Source organism: Stenotrophomonas sp. S39, from assembly GCF_016624665.1.
In the GTDB taxonomy this organism is placed as follows: Bacteria; Pseudomonadota; Gammaproteobacteria; order Xanthomonadales; family Xanthomonadaceae; genus Stenotrophomonas.
This window is the reverse complement of record NZ_JACVTT010000014.1, coordinates 45,601-62,144: the sequence shown is the minus strand read 5'-3', so window position 1 is coordinate 62,144 and position 16,544 is coordinate 45,601. Positions and strand designations below refer to the sequence as shown.

Annotated in this window: 14 protein-coding genes; 7 read left to right on the top strand and 7 right to left on the bottom strand. The window is 67.3% G+C overall.

Going from position 1 to position 16,544, the window contains the following annotated elements:
• Positions 1–153: 153 nt before the first annotated feature.
• Positions 154–2,259: a phosphoglycerol transferase I gene (locus IAE41_RS06320; RefSeq protein ID WP_200732492.1), complete on the bottom strand. Its 2,106-nt coding sequence runs from the start codon at positions 2,257–2,259 to the stop codon at positions 154–156.
• A gap of 232 nt (positions 2,260–2,491) precedes the next feature.
• Positions 2,492–4,135 carry an AarF/UbiB family protein gene (locus tag IAE41_RS06315; protein WP_234458342.1) on the bottom strand — a complete coding sequence of 548 codons (1,644 nt, stop codon included), beginning with the start codon at positions 4,133–4,135 and terminating at the stop codon, positions 2,492–2,494.
• 223 nt (positions 4,136–4,358) lie between these two features.
• Between IAE41_RS06315 and IAE41_RS06310 the strand changes: the two genes are divergently transcribed.
• Entirely contained in the window at positions 4,359–5,288 is a 930-nt protein-coding gene (locus IAE41_RS06310) for a DUF808 domain-containing protein (RefSeq protein ID WP_200732491.1), read from the top strand.
• A 67-nt stretch (positions 5,289–5,355) separates the two neighbouring features.
• On the opposite strand, the gene IAE41_RS06305 is transcribed toward IAE41_RS06310, so the two are convergent.
• Entirely contained in the window at positions 5,356–6,894 is a 1,539-nt protein-coding gene (locus IAE41_RS06305) for a GGDEF domain-containing protein (RefSeq protein WP_079223943.1), read from the bottom strand.
• Positions 6,895–7,001: 107 nt separating this feature from the next.
• On the opposite strand from IAE41_RS06305, the gene IAE41_RS06300 reads away from it, so the two are divergent.
• The 3 genes from IAE41_RS06300 (at position 7,002) to IAE41_RS06290 (ending at position 8,938) form a co-directional block, all read left to right on the top strand.
• Positions 7,002–7,637 (top strand): NAD-dependent dehydratase, encoded by a 636-nt coding sequence (locus IAE41_RS06300; RefSeq protein ID WP_079223941.1) that lies wholly within the window; start codon positions 7,002–7,004, stop codon positions 7,635–7,637.
• Complete coding sequence (locus IAE41_RS06295; protein WP_200732490.1) at positions 7,637–8,344, top strand: YafY family protein; 708 nt, start codon at positions 7,637–7,639, stop codon at positions 8,342–8,344. Before IAE41_RS06300 ends, IAE41_RS06295 begins: the two co-directional genes overlap by 1 nt.
• Before the next feature lie 207 nt (positions 8,345–8,551).
• A complete protein-coding gene (locus tag IAE41_RS06290; protein WP_200732489.1) occupies positions 8,552–8,938 on the top strand; it encodes a VOC family protein in 387 nt (128 codons plus the stop codon).
• 86 nt (positions 8,939–9,024) lie between these two features.
• On the opposite strand, the gene IAE41_RS06285 is transcribed toward IAE41_RS06290, so the two are convergent.
• From IAE41_RS06285 to pdhA, 4 genes are read right to left on the bottom strand one after another with little or no spacing between them, the layout of a single operon-like run.
• The gene (locus IAE41_RS06285) at positions 9,025–10,404 is read right to left on the bottom strand and encodes a dihydrolipoamide acetyltransferase family protein (RefSeq protein ID WP_200732488.1); all 1,380 of its coding nucleotides are present in this window, start codon (positions 10,402–10,404) and stop codon (positions 9,025–9,027) included.
• A complete protein-coding gene (locus tag IAE41_RS06280) occupies positions 10,401–10,754 on the bottom strand; it encodes an SH3 domain-containing protein (RefSeq protein ID WP_079223933.1) in 354 nt (117 codons plus the stop codon). The genes IAE41_RS06285 and IAE41_RS06280 overlap by 4 nt, the downstream gene beginning before the upstream one ends.
• 1 nt (position 10,755) lies before the next feature.
• Positions 10,756–11,823 (bottom strand): alpha-ketoacid dehydrogenase subunit beta, encoded by a 1,068-nt coding sequence (locus IAE41_RS06275; protein WP_200732487.1) that lies wholly within the window; start codon positions 11,821–11,823, stop codon positions 10,756–10,758.
• The gene (pdhA, locus tag IAE41_RS06270) at positions 11,816–12,898 is read right to left on the bottom strand and encodes a pyruvate dehydrogenase (acetyl-transferring) E1 component subunit alpha (protein ID WP_200732486.1); all 1,083 of its coding nucleotides are present in this window, start codon (positions 12,896–12,898) and stop codon (positions 11,816–11,818) included. The genes IAE41_RS06275 and pdhA overlap by 8 nt, the downstream gene beginning before the upstream one ends.
• Positions 12,899–13,236: 338 nt before the next feature.
• On the opposite strand from pdhA, the gene IAE41_RS06265 reads away from it, so the two are divergent.
• The 3 genes from IAE41_RS06265 (at position 13,237) to IAE41_RS06255 (ending at position 16,421) form a co-directional block, all read left to right on the top strand.
• The gene (locus IAE41_RS06265) at positions 13,237–14,112 is read left to right on the top strand and encodes a tryptophan 2,3-dioxygenase family protein (RefSeq protein WP_200732485.1); all 876 of its coding nucleotides are present in this window, start codon (positions 13,237–13,239) and stop codon (positions 14,110–14,112) included.
• 181 nt (positions 14,113–14,293) lie between these two features.
• Complete coding sequence (locus IAE41_RS06260; RefSeq protein ID WP_079223928.1) at positions 14,294–15,793, top strand: oligopeptide:H+ symporter; 1,500 nt, start codon at positions 14,294–14,296, stop codon at positions 15,791–15,793.
• A 16-nt stretch (positions 15,794–15,809) separates the two neighbouring features.
• The gene (locus IAE41_RS06255) at positions 15,810–16,421 is read left to right on the top strand and encodes a thioredoxin family protein (protein WP_200732484.1); all 612 of its coding nucleotides are present in this window, start codon (positions 15,810–15,812) and stop codon (positions 16,419–16,421) included.
• Positions 16,422–16,544 lie beyond the last annotated feature (123 nt).

Genomic DNA, 16,544 nt, shown 5'->3' with positions numbered 1-16,544 from the left:
GCATGGATGCGGCGACCAAGCCCCCATGGATGGGTTTACGGCGTCCCCGCAAACCCACAGTGCCCCGCCATCCCACGGAATGCCGCTCTGGCTTTGGCCGTTGCCCTGGGTTGAAGCAGGTGCAGGGCTGCAAGCCCTGCAATAGAAACACCCTTACCCCCGCGGTCGCCCGCGCGACGGCACCAGCGCAAACGTATCCACCGCCAGCTTTTCGGCATGGTTCAACCATGCCCGGATCTCCAGATCATCCACCTCGTGATCCAGACCAAACGAGACGTTGATCTTGCCGTCCGCATCCGGCTGCACCCACTGCTGCGCCAGCACTACCTTGCGCTGCGACGACACCGCCTCGATCCAGAAACCACGGTCCGGGCGCGTGCTCGCCACCAGTTCCAGCATGTACTGGCCCGCACGGGTGCGGCGGCCCTTCTGGGTGATCATGTGCGCCTGGCGCACGCTCGGGCGCGGGCCCTGGAACGATTCCAGCGGTGCATCCACCGCAATGCCGCCACGCAGGTCGTCATCGCGGAACAGCTTGATGCCGTTGTCGCGGTTCACCAGCAGCGCGCACCAGTCACCATCGGCCGAGCCATCCTCGAACGCGGTACAGCGGTCCACATAGGCCAGGGTGTTGTCCCGGTCGGCATCGTCGAACTGGCGCGAGGTGTTCTCCAGATACACCGACTTCAGGCCCCAGTCCTTGTCGTACTCCAGCAGCACCGGCGGCTGCACGTGCTGCAGTCCCACCACCACCTGGTCATCACCATCGATCTTCAGCTCGCGGGTGGGCTCGCCCAGCCACAGCGAGCGGGCGAAGGCCAGGTACTGCGGGTAATCGCGGCCGCCGTCACGCTGGGTCGCCACGCTGGCACTCGGTGCACGGTGGGTGTCGATCAGCGAACGGCCAAAGCCCATCGTCTTCAGCTGCGGGTCCAGCAGGCTGAGCAGGGTCGCACCCGAATCGAGGGTGGTGCCGGCGTCGGCCTTCAGCTGCTGCGGGGCAATGCCATCGCCCAGGAACAGCAGCAGGTTCTCGCGCTTCTGCTTGGTCAGGATGCTGGTGAGGTCGTTGGGCATCGCCAGGTGGTCCGAGGCGATCACGATCAGCGTGTCCTTGCCGTACGGGCTGGCCTGGATGCGCTGCACCAGCTGCGAGATCAGCCGGTCGCTGCATTTCAGTGCGTTGAGCATGTTGATGTTGCCGTAACTGCTCTCATAGCGCTGGCCCTTGCACGCCACGGGCAGGTGGCCGGCCGGGTGGTGGGTGTCCATGGTCAGCGTGGTCAGCATGAACGGCTCGCCCTTGCGCGAGAGCTGTTCAAAGCGCTGGTAGGCCGTGTCCAGCAGCACGTCGTCGTGCACGCCCCACGGCGAGTAATGCGCGCGGCCGATCTTCTTCTGCTGCTTGAACCACTCCAGGTCGTGCACTTCATCGAAGCCGTGGCTGGCCAGGAACTGGCCCTTGCCGGCGAAGCGGCCGCTGGCGCCGCCCAGGTAATGGTTGGTGTAGCCCTGCTGCTTCAGGTAATCGCCCAGGCACACGGCCTTGGGCAGGAAGCTGCCCATGCGGTCCATGCTGTTCTCATCGCCCTGCGAGGTGGTCAGCGGCACGCCACACATCGACGACACCAGGCCGGCGATGGTCCAGCCGCTGCCCTCGGCCGATGCCAGGCCGCGCACGTCCAGCGACTGGCTGGCCAGGCGGTTGATGTTGGGCATCAGGCCCGGGAACACGTTCTCGTCCAGGTAGGTGCGTTCCAGGCTTTCGCCGTAGATCCAGACGATGTTGCGCGGGCGCTGCAGCGGCTGCGTCGGCACCTGGTATTCGGGGGCGATGCGGGCGAAATCGACCGGGCGCAGCTGCTGGTACAGGCGCTGGCCATCGCGTGCCAGCGGGCTGACCATGATCGTGGTGATCCACACCACCGCGAAGCCGGCGAACCATGCGCCACCGTGGCCGGGGCGGCGCCAGCGCTTCACCCGCGTGGCGAACAGCGGCAGCAGCGAGACCACGATGAGCCCGATGTAGCCGGCGATGTAGCCCTTGAAGTCCGCGATACCCGCGCCTTCCATGTCGGCGCCCAGGTGATAGAGCGTTGCTGCGTTCAGGCCATCGCCGGACAGCTTGTCGATCAACCACCACGTGCTGAGTGCGAGCAGCAGCAGCGAGAACGTGCTCGCCTTCCACCACACCCACTTATCGGAGGCGAGGAACAACCAGGCCAACAGCAACAGCGACAGCAGCAGGATCCAGAGCATAAGCGGCTTCGGCAGTGACGGGAGGTGGTGATGGACGTCGTACCGACGCGTGTCCATCCGACCAGCGCTGCCTCAAGCACACATGCATGACAGGCTGATGACCCGATAGTGCATGCACGAACCTGACTGAAATGTTTGTTTGTTACATGAGGTGAAATCGCGCGTTTCAAGTAAAATCAGCGTGAAAGCCGCTACGCGATTTCATTAAGAAACGGCGCGATTTCCCGCTTCTTCAACGATGCCCGCGTTCCTCACGCGCACGTGCACGCCGATCGAACAGCAATGCACTGGTCACGATGCCCAGTCCGAGCACGACGCCGATCAGCATCAGGAACAGTGCGATGGCGGGGTAGCCGAACAGGTGCCAGCCGGTTTCCAGCTTCATCATCAACGACGCCGCCATGATGAGCGCTGCACTGATGATGCCGGCCGCCACGCGGTTGGCGATCTTCTGCAGGTTCTCCATCAACCGCGATTCTTCCAGCCCGGTCACCTTCATCTGCAGGCGGTTCTCGGCCAGCAGCGCCATGATGTCGGTCAGCTTGCGTGGCCCATCGCGCAGCAGCTGCTGCAGCTCCATCGCCTCGCTGGCCAGGTTGGCGGCCGACAGCGACTTTTTCAGGCGCGCGCGCATCACGTGCTGCAGCTGTCGTTCGACGATGCGGCGCGTATCCAGGTCCGGCGCCAGCAGGCGGCAGACGGTTTCCAGGTTGAGCAGGGCCTTGCCGACCAGGCTCAGTTCCGGTGGCGTGCGCAGGCCGGACGCGGTGGCGATGCGCACCATGTCCAGCACCACGCGGCCTTCGGAGAAGCTGCCGCTGGCGGCGTAGCGCGCGATCAGCTGGCCGGTCTCGCGCAGGTAGCGTTCCTCGTCGAAGGCTTCCAGGCGCGTGCTGATGCTGATCAGGTCGTCAGCCACTTCCTCGCCGCGACCATCAACGGCGGCGAACAGGATCTTCAGCAGGCGCTCGCGCAGGCGTGGCGGCATGTGCGCGACCATGCCCAGGTCGAAGATCGCCAAGCGCCCGTCGGGTGTCACCCGCAGGTTGCCCGGATGCGGGTCGGCATGGATCTCGCCATGCACGAAGATCTGGTCCAGGTAGCCACGGATCAACGCGGCGGCCAGGGGATCCATCGCCTGCTCGGTGCGGCGCACGTCGGGAATCGCGTCCACGCGCACGCCGGTGGCCAGCTCCATCGTCAGCACGCGCTGGCTGCAGTAATCCCACAGCGGCTGCGGTACCCACAGACGCCGGAACGGCTTGAGGTGGCGGCCGAAGCGCGCGAGGTTCTCGGCCTCGGCGTGGTAGTCCAGCTCCTGCATCAGCGTCTTGGCGAATTCGTTGAGCCAGTCGCGCAGGCGCACGCGGCGGCCGACCTGGGTGAGGTGGTCGGCGGCCAGGGCGAAGCTGCGCAGCGCCTCCAGATCCGAGCGCAGCTGTGCGGCGACTTCCGGCTTCTGCACTTTCACCGCCACCTGGCGGCCGTCGTGCAGCACGGCACGATGCACCTGCGCGATCGAGGCACAGCCCAGCGGCTCGGGGTCGAACGAAGCGAACAGCTTGTTCACCCCGGCACCCAGCTCCTGTTCAACGATGGCGTGGATGCGCTCGACGGGAATCGGCGCCACGTTTTCCTGCATGCGCTCAAGCGCCGTGGCGAATTCGGGCGGCACCATGTCCGGCCGCGTGGACAGCATCTGCCCGAGCTTGACGAAGGTCGGTCCCAGCGCTTCGAGGTCGCTGACGAACTGCTCCGGGTTGCCGTCGGCCGGCACGTCGGTATGGCTGCCGGCCGCGTCCAGGTTCATGCCGGAAAAAACGCCCGAATGGCGGTAGCGCATCAGCAGGCGCAGGATCTGGCTGCGCCGGTTCATGCCCTTGACCAGCGGGGGATTGGCCGTGGCGGTGGACGGATTGCTCAAGCGGAACTCCTCGGGACGGTGCGCTGCTCTGGTAGCGCCGGGCCATGCCCGGCGGGCGCCCGGCGGAAGGGGGACCCTGCCAGTGTCCCTGCTGCGCAGTAGGCACGCGGTGAACCCGCTTCCGCAGCAGGCACCGGATCAGTCAGAATCCGCCCATCCCCTCTTTGGATCCACCATGGCCGGTGCCAGCCTGTTTGCCCTGCTCGACGATATCGCCACCCTGCTCGACGACGTCTCGATCCTCACCAAGGTCGCGGCGAAGAAAACCGCCGGCGTGCTGGGCGACGACCTGGCGCTGAACGCGCAGCAGGTGACCGGCGTCAACGCCAACCGCGAACTGCCGGTGGTGTGGGCGGTGGCCAAGGGCTCGCTGGTGAACAAGGTGATCCTGGTGCCGGCGGCGCTGGCGATCAGCGCGCTGGAGGCCTGGCTGCACAGCCGGGGCTGGAACGTGCCGCTGATCGTGCCGCTGATGATGATCGGCGGCGCCTTCCTGTGCTTCGAAGGCGTGGAAAAGCTGGCCCACCGCTTCCTGCATTCGTCCGACGAGGACGCCGAGCACCAGGCCGAGCGGCGCAAGGCGCTTGCCGATGCGCAGGTGGACATGGTGGCGTGGGAGAAGGACAAGGTGAAGGGCGCCATCCGTACCGACTTCATCCTCTCGGCCGAAATCATCGTGCTGACCCTGGGCGTGGTGGCCACCGCGGCCTTCACCCAGCAGCTGGTGACCCTGGCCGTGGTCGCGCTGGCGATGACGGTGTTCGTCTATGGGCTGGTGGCCGGCATCGTGAAGCTGGATGACGTGGGCCTGTACCTGTCGCGCAAGGGCGGGGCGGTGGCCGCGTTCGGCCGTGGCCTGGTGGTGTCCGCGCCGTGGCTGATGAAGTTCCTGTCGGTGGCCGGCACCATCGCCATGTTCCTGGTCGGCGGCGGCATCCTGGTGCACAACGTGCCGGTGCTGCACCACGCGGTGCAGGGCTTCGGTGGCGAAGGGCAGTGGGGTTGGCTGATCAGTGCGGCGGCGAACATGGTGGTCGGCATCGTTGCCGGTGCGATCGTGCTGGCCGCGGTGACCGGCATCCAGAAGCTGCGCGGGAAGCGGTAGAGCCGAGCCCATGCTCGGCTGCATTGGAGGGCGTGCCGACCAACGGTCGGCACCCACCAGGGCGGGATTACCCCGCCTGCACCCGGTTCTTGCCCTGGCGCTTGGCAACGTACAGGGCCTCATCGGCGCGGCGCAGCAGGGCCTCGGCATCATCGCCGGGCTGCCATTGCGCCAGGCCGGCGCTGAAATGCACCGGTACGCGCTGGTCCTGCACGGTCAGCACGCGATGGGCCAGCGAGCGCTGCAGGCGCTGCACCGTGGCCATGCTGTCGGCGCCCGGGGTTTCCGGCAGCACCAGCACGAACTCGTCACCGCCGAGCCGGGCAACACCATCGGTGGCGCGCAGCAGCAGGCGGCAGATCGACACCAGGTGCTGCAGCAGGGCATCACCGCCGGCATGGCCATGGGTATCGTTGGTCTGGTGGAAGTCATCCAGGTCGATCACCGCCAGGCCCAGCGGCGTGTTGTTGCGCGCCGCCCGGGCCATTTCCCGCTGCAGCATTTCGTCCAGCCCGCGCCGGTTCAGGGCCTGGGTCAACGGATCGATGCGGGCCAGGTCGCCGGCCTCGCGCAGTTCCTGTTCCAGCTCGGTGATGCGCCGCTCGGCCCGTTCCACTTCCTGCCGCGCGCTGGCCAGGTGGTCACGCGCCTGCGCGGCCTGCTGCTGCACCTTGCCGGTGTCGTGCATCACTTCCTGCAGCAGGTGGTTGAGGTCGGCGATGCTGCGCGCCTCGCGCAGCTGCAGGGCATAGGTGCCGATGCGGTCGTGGTACTCACCGGTGCTGGCGGCCATGCCGTCCATGCGCTCGATGAACTCGCCCATCAGGCCGCGCATCGCCGCCTTTGAATCATCGATGCCCTGGCGCAGCAGCCCCTGCTTGTAGATCACCTCGCGCAGTTCCGCGCGCGTGCGCTCGACCGATTCCGCTTCCAGCGGCCCGGCCAGCAGCTGGCGTACGGCCGCGATCTGCCCCTGCAGCCAGCTGCGGTCATCCAGCAGCTCGCTCACGTTTTCCAGCAGCAGGGCGAACAGCTCCAGCAGCAGCGCCTGCTGTTCCTGCCAGCTTTCCGCACGCACGCCCACCTGGTGGCCCAGCTCGCGCACGCCCTGTTCGATGGGCTCCAGCGGCGCCCCCGGCTGCCATTGCCGCAGCTGGGCGGCCAGCGCCTGGGCCTGCTCGCGCAGGTCAGGGTCGTGCAGCAGCAGCGACACCACCGCGCCGCCCAGCAGCAGGCGCAGCTGTTCGGACAGGCGCAGGCTGTCGGGCTGGCCATCGGGCGAATGCTGCTCGATGGTGCGGATGTACTTGTCGATCAGCTGCCGCATCGCCCGGCCATAGCGCGGCCAGTCGGCGCTGGCCTGCGCCGACTGCAGGCGGTCGCCCATGTCGCCCAGCTCGCCGGGCAGGGTGGCCATGCCATTGGCAAAGGCGGCCAGCAGCGGCTCGGGGGCATCGGCACCGGCAAACAGCTGCTGCAGGGCCACGGCCGTGCCGCCCTGCAGGACCACCCGGTCGCCACGGCCATCGTCGGGCACCGCGCGCGTGCGCGCCGGCGGTCCCAGGGCGGTGCCGGGGGCAGGGCGGTGGTCGGGCTGGTCCGTCATGGCAAGAAAATCCTGGGGCTGGCAGGGACTGGTGACAGCATATCGGCGCGGCCGCCGACGGCTTGAACGGCTACGATGGGCGACAGGATGCCGCAGTGGAGGTGGGTATGCGCGTGATGTTGCTGGGGGCGACCGGCCTGGTCGGCGGGCTGGCCCTGCCGATGCTGCTGGACGACCCGCTTTGCCGCGCGATAGTGGCCCCGACCCGGCGCCCGCTGGGCCTGAGCCATCCGAAGCTGCATGCCCCCGTGCTGTCGTTCGACGCGCTGCCCGATGCGCCGGACTGGGCGCAGGTGGATGCGGTGATCTGCGCCCTGGGCAGCACGATGGCCCAGGCCGGCAGCCGCGAGGCCTTCTACCGCATCGACCACGATTACCCGCTGGCCTTCGCCCGGCTGGCGCGCAGCCAGGGCGCCCGCGTGTTCGTGCTGAACTCGGCCGCTGGCGCCAATGCAGGCTCGGCGTTCTTCTACAACCGGGTGAAGGGCGAGCTCGAGCGCGATCTGCGCGCGCTCACCTTTGCTTCGCTCACCCTGGTGCGGCCAGGCCTGATTGGTGGACAGCGGCAGCAGGTTCGCCGTGGCGAACACTTCGCCCTGCAGGTGCTTGGCGCGCTCGGGCCGGTGCTGCCGCGGGCATGGCGGATCAATCCGGCCAGCCGTATCGCCAGGGCGCTGGTGGATGCTGCGCTGGCGCCGCCGCCGGGCGAACACGTGGTGGCGTCCAGCGCGCTGGTCGGCTGATGTCGCGTGCGCTGCGCCTGAGCCAACTGCTGCAGCTGCTGCGCCGGCACCGCCGGCCGGTGGCCGGGCAGGCGCTGGCCGATGCGTTGGGCATCAGCCTGCGCACGCTGTACCGCGACATCGAGACCCTGCGTGAGCAGGGTGCGGACCTGCGTGGTGAGGCCGGTATCGGCTACCTGCTGGCGCCGAGCGATACCCTGCCACCGCTGACCCTGCCACCGGCCGAGATCGACGCGCTGGTGCTGGGCCTGCGCTGGGTCGCCGCGCGCACCGAGCCGGCGTTGGCTGACGCCGCCCGTGATGCGCTGGCACGCATCGCCCACGTACTGCCAGCGGCACGCCGCGAAGCACTGCGCGACAGCGGCCTGCGTGTAGGCCCCTCGAAAGCTGCGGCGAAGGTGCCACCGGCGCGCCTGCAGGCAGTGCGCGAGGCGGTAAGTGCACAACAACGGCTGCAGTTCGGCTATCAGGACGCGCACGGCCAGCGCACCGAGCGCATTGTGTGGCCGTTCGCGCTGGCCTACTTCGATGAAGTACCGATGCTGGCGGCGTGGTGCGAGGGCCGCGAGGACTTCCGCCATTTCAGGCTGGACCGCATCCGCCAGGTGCGCGTGCTGCAGGACCACTACCTTGTGCCGCGCGCCACGTTGCTGCGGCGCTGGCAGAAAGCACAGGGCATCGCCCCGGATTGGCTGGACCAGTCGTGAGTTGCCGGCCGGCGGAGGTAGAGAAGCGGGGGTAGAGTCGACTGCTAGTCGACTATCGCGCGCAGCGCGGGACTTTCTGAGGCAAGAGCAGTCGACTGACAGTCGACTCTACCAAGGCAGAAACAGAAGCCAGTGCCGCCACGCTGCTGACAGGATCTGTCAGCAGGGCCGCACCACCATGGGCACTCCCAACAACAGAGGTTCCCCATGTTCAAGCCCAGCACCCTGCTGCAGTACGTGCGTGATGTCGCGGCCAGTGCCACGTTCTACAGCAGCATCCTCGGCACGCCGCCGGTCGAGCAGTCGCCCGGCTTCGCCCTGTTCCTGCTGGGCGATGGCGCGGCGCTGGGCCTGTGGCAGCGTGATGGCGTGCTGCCAGCGGTCACCGCAGAAGCCGGCGCGGCCGAGCTGGCGATGGTGGTGGCCAACGTTGCAGAAGTGCAGCAGCTGCACGACGCCTGGCGCGCGCTCGGCGTGCAGATCACCCAGGCGCCGGTCACCCTGGAATTCGGCCACACCTTCGTTGGCGTCGATCCCGATGGCCATCGCCTGCGGGTGTACAGCCGTGCCGAGGGCATGGTCGCGCGCGACTGATCGCCACGCTGCGCCCACAAAAAAACGCCGGGCAATGCCCGGCGTTTTTTCAGGTCATGTGCCAACCAAGGGTTGGCATCCAGCCATCAGCTGGCCAGTGCCAGGTCGTCCATCATCGCGCGCAGGAAGCGGGCCGCTTCGCCGCCGGTGGCGGCGCGGTGGTCGAAGGTCACCGACAGCGGGATGACCTTGTGTGCTTCCACGCCGCCCATCACCGGGGTCATCTGGTGGCGGGCACGGCCGGCACCGATGATGGCCACGCACGGCGGCACCACGACCGGGGTCGCATAGCGGCCGGCGAACATGCCGAAGTTGGACAGCGAGATGGTGTAGCCACTCAGTTCGGAGGCCGCGATGGAACGGGCTTCCACCTGTTCGCGCAGGCGGTTGACGCCTTCGCGGATGCCACGGGCATCGAGCATGTCGGCATTGCGCAGCGCCGGCACGAACAGGCCGTCGTCGGTGTCCACGGCGATGCCGATGTCCACCTGCGCGTGCAGGGTGCGGGTCAGCGCTTCGCCGTCGAACCAGGCGTTCATGGCCGGCACCTTCTGCGCGGCAACCACGATCGCGCGCACCAGGCGGGCGGTAACGTCGTTGCCCGGCAGCCAGGCGTGGATATCGGCGTCGTCGTTCAGCGTGGTCGGCACGACCTTGCTGTGCGCATCGGCCATCACCCGCGCCATGTTGCGGCGCACGCCCTTCAGCGGCTCCGGCTGGCCCTTGGCGACCACGCCCGGCGGCTGGGTGCGCATCGGCTTGCCGGCGGCGGACAGCGGGGTACGGGCTTCGCTCTGCACCGGCGCAGCCACCTGGGCCGGAGCCGGGGCGGCATAGGCTGCGGCGGCCACCGGTGCCGGGGCAGCCCCCAGCTTGGCGCTGCCGTCGGCCGCAGCCTGCTTGACGTCGGCCATGGTCACCGCGCCATCGGCGCCGGTGGCGCGCACGCGGGCCAGGTCGACGCCCAGCTTGCGCGCGGTGGCACGCACGGCCGGCACGGCCTTGACGCCACCGACGGCCAGCGCCTGTTCGGTGTGCACGGCATTGGAGCTCTGCATCGCGCCGACCACGGTGCCGGCGTCATCACGCTCGGCCTTTTCTTCAGCGGCGGCAGCCACCGGGGCGGCCGGCATCGGCGGCGGGTTCGGTGCGGCCGGGGCCGCCGGGGCGTGCCCGTGGCTGTGGCCGGTGTCCTGGCCATCGGCGCGCTGCGGCAGGTTCGGGTCGATCTCGAAGCTGGCCAGCACCGCGCCGGTCGGGATGATGTCGCCGGCGGCGCCGGACAGCTTCAGCACCTTGCCGGACACCGGCGAGGGCACTTCCACGACGGCCTTGGCGGTCTCCATCGACACCAGCGGCGCGTCCAGCTTGATCACGTCGCCTTCCTTGACGAACCACTCGACGATGGTCGCGTCCGGCAGGCCTTCACCCAGGTCGGGCAGGTTGAAATTCTTGGTCTGGCTCATGTGCAGTTCTCTTCCAGCAGTTCCAGTTCGCGGGCCGGCAGCCAGCCCGTCGCGCCATTCGCGCGCTCGGACCACCACCACCCACCATGTTCGTGATGCAGCTTCACCATCTCGCCGTTTTCCACATCCAGCTCGCGGGCGTCGTAATCGCGCAGGGCTTCGGCGCGACCATCGTCCAGCAGCTGCAGCCAAGCGACGGGCGCCCATCCAGCGCGCCCATCGTTGGTGCGTACCCAGGCAAACGCCGGCCATTCCTCGTCACGTACACCGACTTCGACGATCTGGCCGGTGCGGAACCGGAGCGGGTTGGAATACTGGCTGCGGTAAGCCCCAAGGAGCCGTGCCCGCATGTCAGCCTGCCGCCACCGCGCGCTTGGCCGCGGTCACGATCCGGTCCACGCTGGGCAGGTACTTCATTTCCAGGCGGAACAGCGGAATGTGGGTGTCGTAGCCGGTAACGCGCTCGACCGGGGCCAGCAGGTCGTACAGGGACTCCTCGGCCAGGCGTGCGGCGATCTCGGCACCGAAACCCGCGGTCTTCGGGGCTTCCTGCACGACCACGCAGCGGCCGGTCTTGGCCACCGATTCGGCGATCGTGGCGAAGTCCAGCGGACGCAGCGTGGCCACGTCGATGACTTCGGCACTGATGCCTTCGCCGGCCAGCTTGTCGGCCGCTTCCAGCGCTTCCTTCACCTGTGCGCCCCAGGCCACCAGGGTCACGTCGGTGCCGTCGCGCAGCACGAAGCACACGTCCAGCGGCAGCGCTTCGCCGTCGTTGACGACCACTTCCTTGTACTGGCGGTAGATGCGCTTGGGCTCCATGTAGATCACCGGGTCGGGATCACGCATGGCGGCCAGCAGCAGGCCGTAGGCACGCTGCGGGCTGGACGGCAGCACCACGCGCAGGCCCGGCACGTTGGTGAAGATCGATTCGTTGGCTTCGCTGTGGTGTTCCGGCGCGCGGATGCCACCGCCCCACGGCACGCGCAGCACCATCGGGCAGTGCAGGCGGCCACGGGTACGGGTGCGCAGGCGCGCGGCGTGGCAGATGATGTGGTCGACCATCGGGTAGACGAAGCCGTCGAACTGGGCTTCGGCCACCGGCTTCATGCCCTGTGCGGCCAGGCCGACGGTCAGGCCGGCGATGGTGGTTTCATCCAGCGGGGTGTCGAGGATGCGCTGCGAACCAAAGCGCTGCTGCAGGCCGGCGGTGGCACGGAACACGCCGCCGTTGACGCCCACGTCCTCGCCCAGCACCAGCACCGACGGGTCGTGTTCCAGCTCCCAGGCCAGGGCCTGGGTGATGGCTTCGATCAGGGTGATGGGGGTAGCGGTCATTGCGATATCTCCACCGGCGACAGCGGCGCTGTCGGCGGCATTGGCCTGGGAAGCGGATGCGCCCCTCTTGATGTCATCCATGGCGCTGCTCCAGGGCAATGGCGGCCGCGCGCTGGGCCAGCAGGTCGGCCGGCGGATCGGCATACAGGTAGTCGAACATCGCCTCAACCGGCTGCACCGGGGTATTGAGGTACTGGTTCACTTCCTCGTCCACCTTGGCCGCGCACTGCTCGACCCAGGTCTTTTCTTCGTCTTCGCTCCACACGCCCTGGGCGATGAGGTACTTGCGCAGGCGCAGCATCGGCTCACGGGTCCAGGCGTCCTTCACTTCGGCGTCGTCGCGGTAACGGCGTGCGTCGTCGGCGGTGGTGTGGTCGGACAGGCGGTAGGTCAGCAGTTCCAGCACGGTGCCGCCGTCGCCAGCCAGGCCGCGCTCGCGCGCCTGTTCCATCGCGGCCAGCACGGCGATGAGGTCATTGCCGTCCACCTGCAGGCAGTGCAGGCCACCGGCCAGGCCCTTCTGGGCCAGGGTTTCGGCACCGGTCTGGGCCGAACGCGGCACCGAGATCGCCCAGCCGTTGTTGACGATGCACAGGATCAGCGGGAGCTTGTAGGCACCGGCGGAATTGAGCGCGGCGTAGAAGTCGGTCTTGGAGCTGCCGCCATCGCCGCACACCGCCACTGCGATCTGCGCTTCGTTGTTGAGCTTGAACTTCAGCGCAGCGCCGGCAGCATGCAGGCACTGGGTGGAGATCGGCACGCAGAACGGGAAGTCCTTCACCGCGTTGCCGGTGTAGTCGTTGCCGCGCTCGTCGCCGCCCCAGTACATCAGCACGTCGTACGGGCGCACGCCGCGCATGAACATCGCACCGTATTCGCGGTAGCTGGGCGCGAACACGTCGCCGGCCTTCATCGCAGCGCCGATGCCGACGTGTGCGGCTTCGTGGCCCAGGCAGGCGGCATAGGTGCCGAGCTTGCCGGTGCGCTGCAGCGCGATGGATTTGCTGTCGAACGTGCGTACGTACAGCATCTGCTTGAACAGCGGCACCAGGACGGCCGGATCCTTCAGGGATGCGGGCAGGTCGTCACGGACGAGCTTGCCCTCCGCGTCCAGGTACTGCAGGTATTCGATCTTGAACTCAGCGGCAACCGTCATTGCGTACTGCACCTTCGACAGAGAAGTTACAAATGATATGAATCGCCATGTTAAGGAACGCGTACGAAATAGCCTTCCTGCGGCGCAACACGGGGATTCCCCTTTGTACACCTGGCGACGGCTCGGGGGCCAATAACAACAACGTATTCAGTCGTTGCTGCAAAGCATCAGAATACGCCTTTGGCTGACTGCCGGCGCAACGGCGCGAAAGGTTCCACGCGCAACGGCGGTTCCACAGGCCGACTGCACGCCCCGGTATGGTCCGCACGCTGCCCCTTGCCCGCTGCCCGCACGCCAGGCAACGCGCTACCCTTGCCGCCCCTGATCTGGTCCCGCCCATGTCCGTCGACAACAACCAACGCGATCTCGAAGCCGGCATCCACACCGACCTGCACGGGCGCCTGACCTACGGCGGCTACCTGCGGCTGGACCAGCTGCTGACCGCGCAGCAGCCGCTGTCCAACCCGCCGCACCACGACGAGATGCTCTTCATCATCCAGCACCAGACCTCGGAGCTGTGGCTGAAGCTGCTGGGCCACGAGCTGCGGGCGGCGATCGGCTTCCTGCAGCGCGATGAAGTCTGGCAGTGCCGCAAGGTGCTGGCGCGCAGCAAGCAGGTGCTGCGCCAGCTGACCGAGCAGTGGTCGGTGCTGGAAACGCTGACCCCGTCCGAGTACATGGGCTTCCGCGACGTGCTTGGCCCGTCCTCGGGTTTCCAGTCGCTGCAGTACCGCTACATCGAGTTCCTGCTGGGCAACAAGAACGCGCAGATGCTGCAGGTGTTCGAGCATGACGTGGAAGGCCAGGCGCAGCTGCGCAGCGTGCTGGAAGCGCCGAGCCTGTACGAGGAATTCCTGAAGTACCTGGCGCGCTTCGGCCACGCCATCCCCGACCTCTACACCGACCGTGACTGGACCCTGCCACACGTGTCCGACGACAGCCTGCAGCCGGTGTTCGCCCGCATCTACCAGGACACCGACCGCTACTGGCGCGAGTACTCGCTGTGCGAGGACCTGGTGGACCTGGAAACCGCCTTCCAGCTGTGGCGCTTCCGCCACATGCGTACCGTGATGCGGGTGATCGGCTTCAAGCGCGGCACTGGCGGCTCCTCCGGAGTGGGCTTTTTGCGACAGGCATTGGAGCTGACCTTCTTCCCCGAGCTGTTCCAGGTGCGCACCAGCCTGCAGGTGCCACCGCCAGCCGACCCGGCCTGAGCCCCATTCAGCAAGGCCACCGGCGATGGGCTGGATCGTTTCAGATGCAAGTTCAGCGAGCAGGCCGTGACCTGCCTCAAACGGCGTGTATTTGACGTGAACGCCAGAAGTCGGTGATCCTCGCGCGTTGCTCCAAGCGCACATCGGATGTGCCGTCCATCCACCGAACCAGGAAACCCGCATGAGCCTAAACGCCACTGCGAACACCCCAGAGCCGGCCGTGCCGGAATTCAAGACCCTGATGGGCCACCCGCGCCCGTTGTGGATGCTGTTCATGACCGAGTTCTGGGAGCGCTTTGCGTTCTACGGCATCCGCTGGGCCTTGGTGCTGTACATCGTTGCCCAGTTCCGCAACGGCAGTGCCGCCGGCGAAGCCGACGCCAGCCGCATCTACGGCGCCTACCTGGCCCTGGTGTACGCCGCAGCGATCTTCGGTGGCTACGTGGCCGACCGGGTGCTGGGCTACCAGCGGTCGATCCTGACCGGCGCGGTCATCATGGCCGCAGGCCTGTTCATGATCGCCCTGCCGCAGGAGCACATCTTCAAGCTCGGCCTGGCCACGATCATCGTCGGCAACGGCATGTTCAAGCCCAACATCTCCACCATGGTCGGCAAGCTGTACGGCCTGAAGGATGAGCGCCGCGATTCGGGCTTCACCATCTTCTACATGGGCATCAACATCGGCGCGATGATCGCCCCGGTGCTGACCGAGTACCTGGCCCGCAAGATCTTCGGCACCGCCGAGATGCCGTCCTACAAGATCGTGTTCATCGCCTCCGGCGTGGGCATGCTGATTTCGCTGGTGTGGTTCTACATCGGTCGCGCCGGCCTGAAGGGCATTGGTGCACCGCCGGCCGGCGCCGAAGGCATCGGGCCGATCATCAAGGTGGTGGTGGGTGCGATCGTCGCCATTCCGGTGTCGTACTTCCTGCTGGCCACCGGCGCCGCTGCGCTGGCCTGGATCCTGGGCGCGATGTTCACCGTCCTGGCCATCCTGCTGCTGGTGGAAGGCATCCGCGAGGGCAAGGTGCAGCGCGACCGCGTGATCGCCATGCTGATCATCTTCGCCTTCAACGTGATGTTCTGGATGTTCTTCGAACAGGCGGGCAGCTCCTTCACCTTCCTGGCCGACAACATCGTCAACCGCAAGTTCGGTGACTGGACCTTCCCGACCGCGTGGTTCCAGTCGGTCAACTCGGTGGCCATCATCACCCTGGCGCCGATCATCGCCTGGATCTGGGTGGCCATGGGCAGCGCCAATCCGTCCATCCCGCGCAAGTTCGGCCTGGGCCTGCTGTTCAACGGCGCCGCCTTCGCCCTGCTGATGTTCGCCCTGTCGCAAATGGTCGTGGACGGCAAGATTCCGTTCTGGACCCTGTTCATGGTCTACGTCATCCAGTCGGTGGGTGAGCTGTGCCTGTCGCCGATCGGCCTGTCGATGGTGACCAAGCTGGCCCCGGTGCGCCTGGTCGGCTTCGGCATGGGTGGCTGGTTCCTGTCCACCGGCATCGGCAACAACCTGTCGGGCATCTTCGCCGGCGCGGTGTCCGGTGAAGGTGGCATGACGATCGAATCGGCACTGAAGGGGTATACCTTCGGTTTCTGGGCCCTGATCGGCTCCGGCGTGGTGCTGTTCCTGGTGGCCCCGCTGATCAACAAGCTGATGCACGGCGTCAAGTAAACAGAGGGTAGTGGGCATGCGTACAACGTTCGGCAGTGCAGTGGTGGCAGTGGTGTGTGCGGCGCTGATCGGCGCCTGTTCCCAGCAACCGCCGCCGGCACCGGCCGAACCGACGCAGCCGCTCGACACCCGTCCCACCGAGCCACCGGCCGCTGATCCCAGCGCGCCGGTGGCCTCGGGCAACACCCCGGCGGCGGCCGATATCGCCGCCATCGCCGGCCTCAATGCCAGCTTCGACCCGGCCCGCGACCCGGCCGCCGATCTGGAAACGGCCAAGGTCGAAGCCCAGCGCGGCAACAAGCACATCATCCTGGACGTGGGCGGCGAGTGGTGCCCCTGGTGCCACCTGATGGACCAGTTCGTGGAAGGCGATGCCGAAATCCGCCGCTTCCGCGATGCGAACTACGTCTGGATGAAGGTGAACTACAGCGAAGAGAACGAGAACGCGGCGTTTCTCTCGCAATACCCGCAGGTGAAGGGGTACCCGCACCTGTTCGTGCTCGATTCGGATGGCACCCTGCTGCAGTCGCAGTTCACCGGCGAGCTGGAAAAAGCCAAGAACGAAGGCAAGGGCTACAACCGCAGCAGGTTCATGGCCTTCCTGAAGAGGTGGGCGCCGCAGCGCTGACCCCGGCTGCCCTGCCTCTGTAGAGCCGAGCCCACGCTCGGCTGCCGTGCCTGCTCACCTACAGAAACCCACCCCATGGCCGCTAACGGCAAGGACGTCAGTCGACAGGATCGTCGGCTGCCC

Bases quoted from the DNA above. Each gene is read 5' to 3' on its own strand.
- IAE41_RS06265 (WP_200732485.1), top strand. From the start codon at position 13,237: ATGTCCGTCGACAACAACCAACGCGATCTCGAAGCCGGCATCCACACC.
- IAE41_RS06300 (WP_079223941.1), top strand. From the start codon at position 7,002: ATGCGCGTGATGTTGCTGGGGGCGACCGGCCTGGTCGGCGGGCTGGCC.
- IAE41_RS06260 (WP_079223928.1), top strand. From the start codon at position 14,294: ATGAGCCTAAACGCCACTGCGAACACCCCAGAGCCGGCCGTGCCGGAA.
- pdhA (WP_200732486.1), bottom strand. From the start codon at position 12,898: ATGACGGTTGCCGCTGAGTTCAAGATCGAATACCTGCAGTACCTGGAC.
- IAE41_RS06280 (WP_079223933.1), bottom strand. From the start codon at position 10,754: ATGCGGGCACGGCTCCTTGGGGCTTACCGCAGCCAGTATTCCAACCCG.
- IAE41_RS06305 (WP_079223943.1), bottom strand. From the start codon at position 6,894: ATGACGGACCAGCCCGACCACCGCCCTGCCCCCGGCACCGCCCTGGGA.
- IAE41_RS06275 (WP_200732487.1), bottom strand. From the start codon at position 11,823: ATGGATGACATCAAGAGGGGCGCATCCGCTTCCCAGGCCAATGCCGCC.
- IAE41_RS06285 (WP_200732488.1), bottom strand. From the start codon at position 10,404: ATGAGCCAGACCAAGAATTTCAACCTGCCCGACCTGGGTGAAGGCCTG.
- IAE41_RS06310 (WP_200732491.1), top strand. From the start codon at position 4,359: ATGGCCGGTGCCAGCCTGTTTGCCCTGCTCGACGATATCGCCACCCTG.
- IAE41_RS06290 (WP_200732489.1), top strand. From the start codon at position 8,552: ATGTTCAAGCCCAGCACCCTGCTGCAGTACGTGCGTGATGTCGCGGCC.
- IAE41_RS06295 (WP_200732490.1), top strand. From the start codon at position 7,637: ATGTCGCGTGCGCTGCGCCTGAGCCAACTGCTGCAGCTGCTGCGCCGG.
- IAE41_RS06320 (WP_200732492.1), bottom strand. From the start codon at position 2,259: ATGCTCTGGATCCTGCTGCTGTCGCTGTTGCTGTTGGCCTGGTTGTTC.
- IAE41_RS06315 (WP_234458342.1), bottom strand. From the start codon at position 4,135: ATGAACCGGCGCAGCCAGATCCTGCGCCTGCTGATGCGCTACCGCCAT.
- IAE41_RS06255 (WP_200732484.1), top strand. From the start codon at position 15,810: ATGCGTACAACGTTCGGCAGTGCAGTGGTGGCAGTGGTGTGTGCGGCG.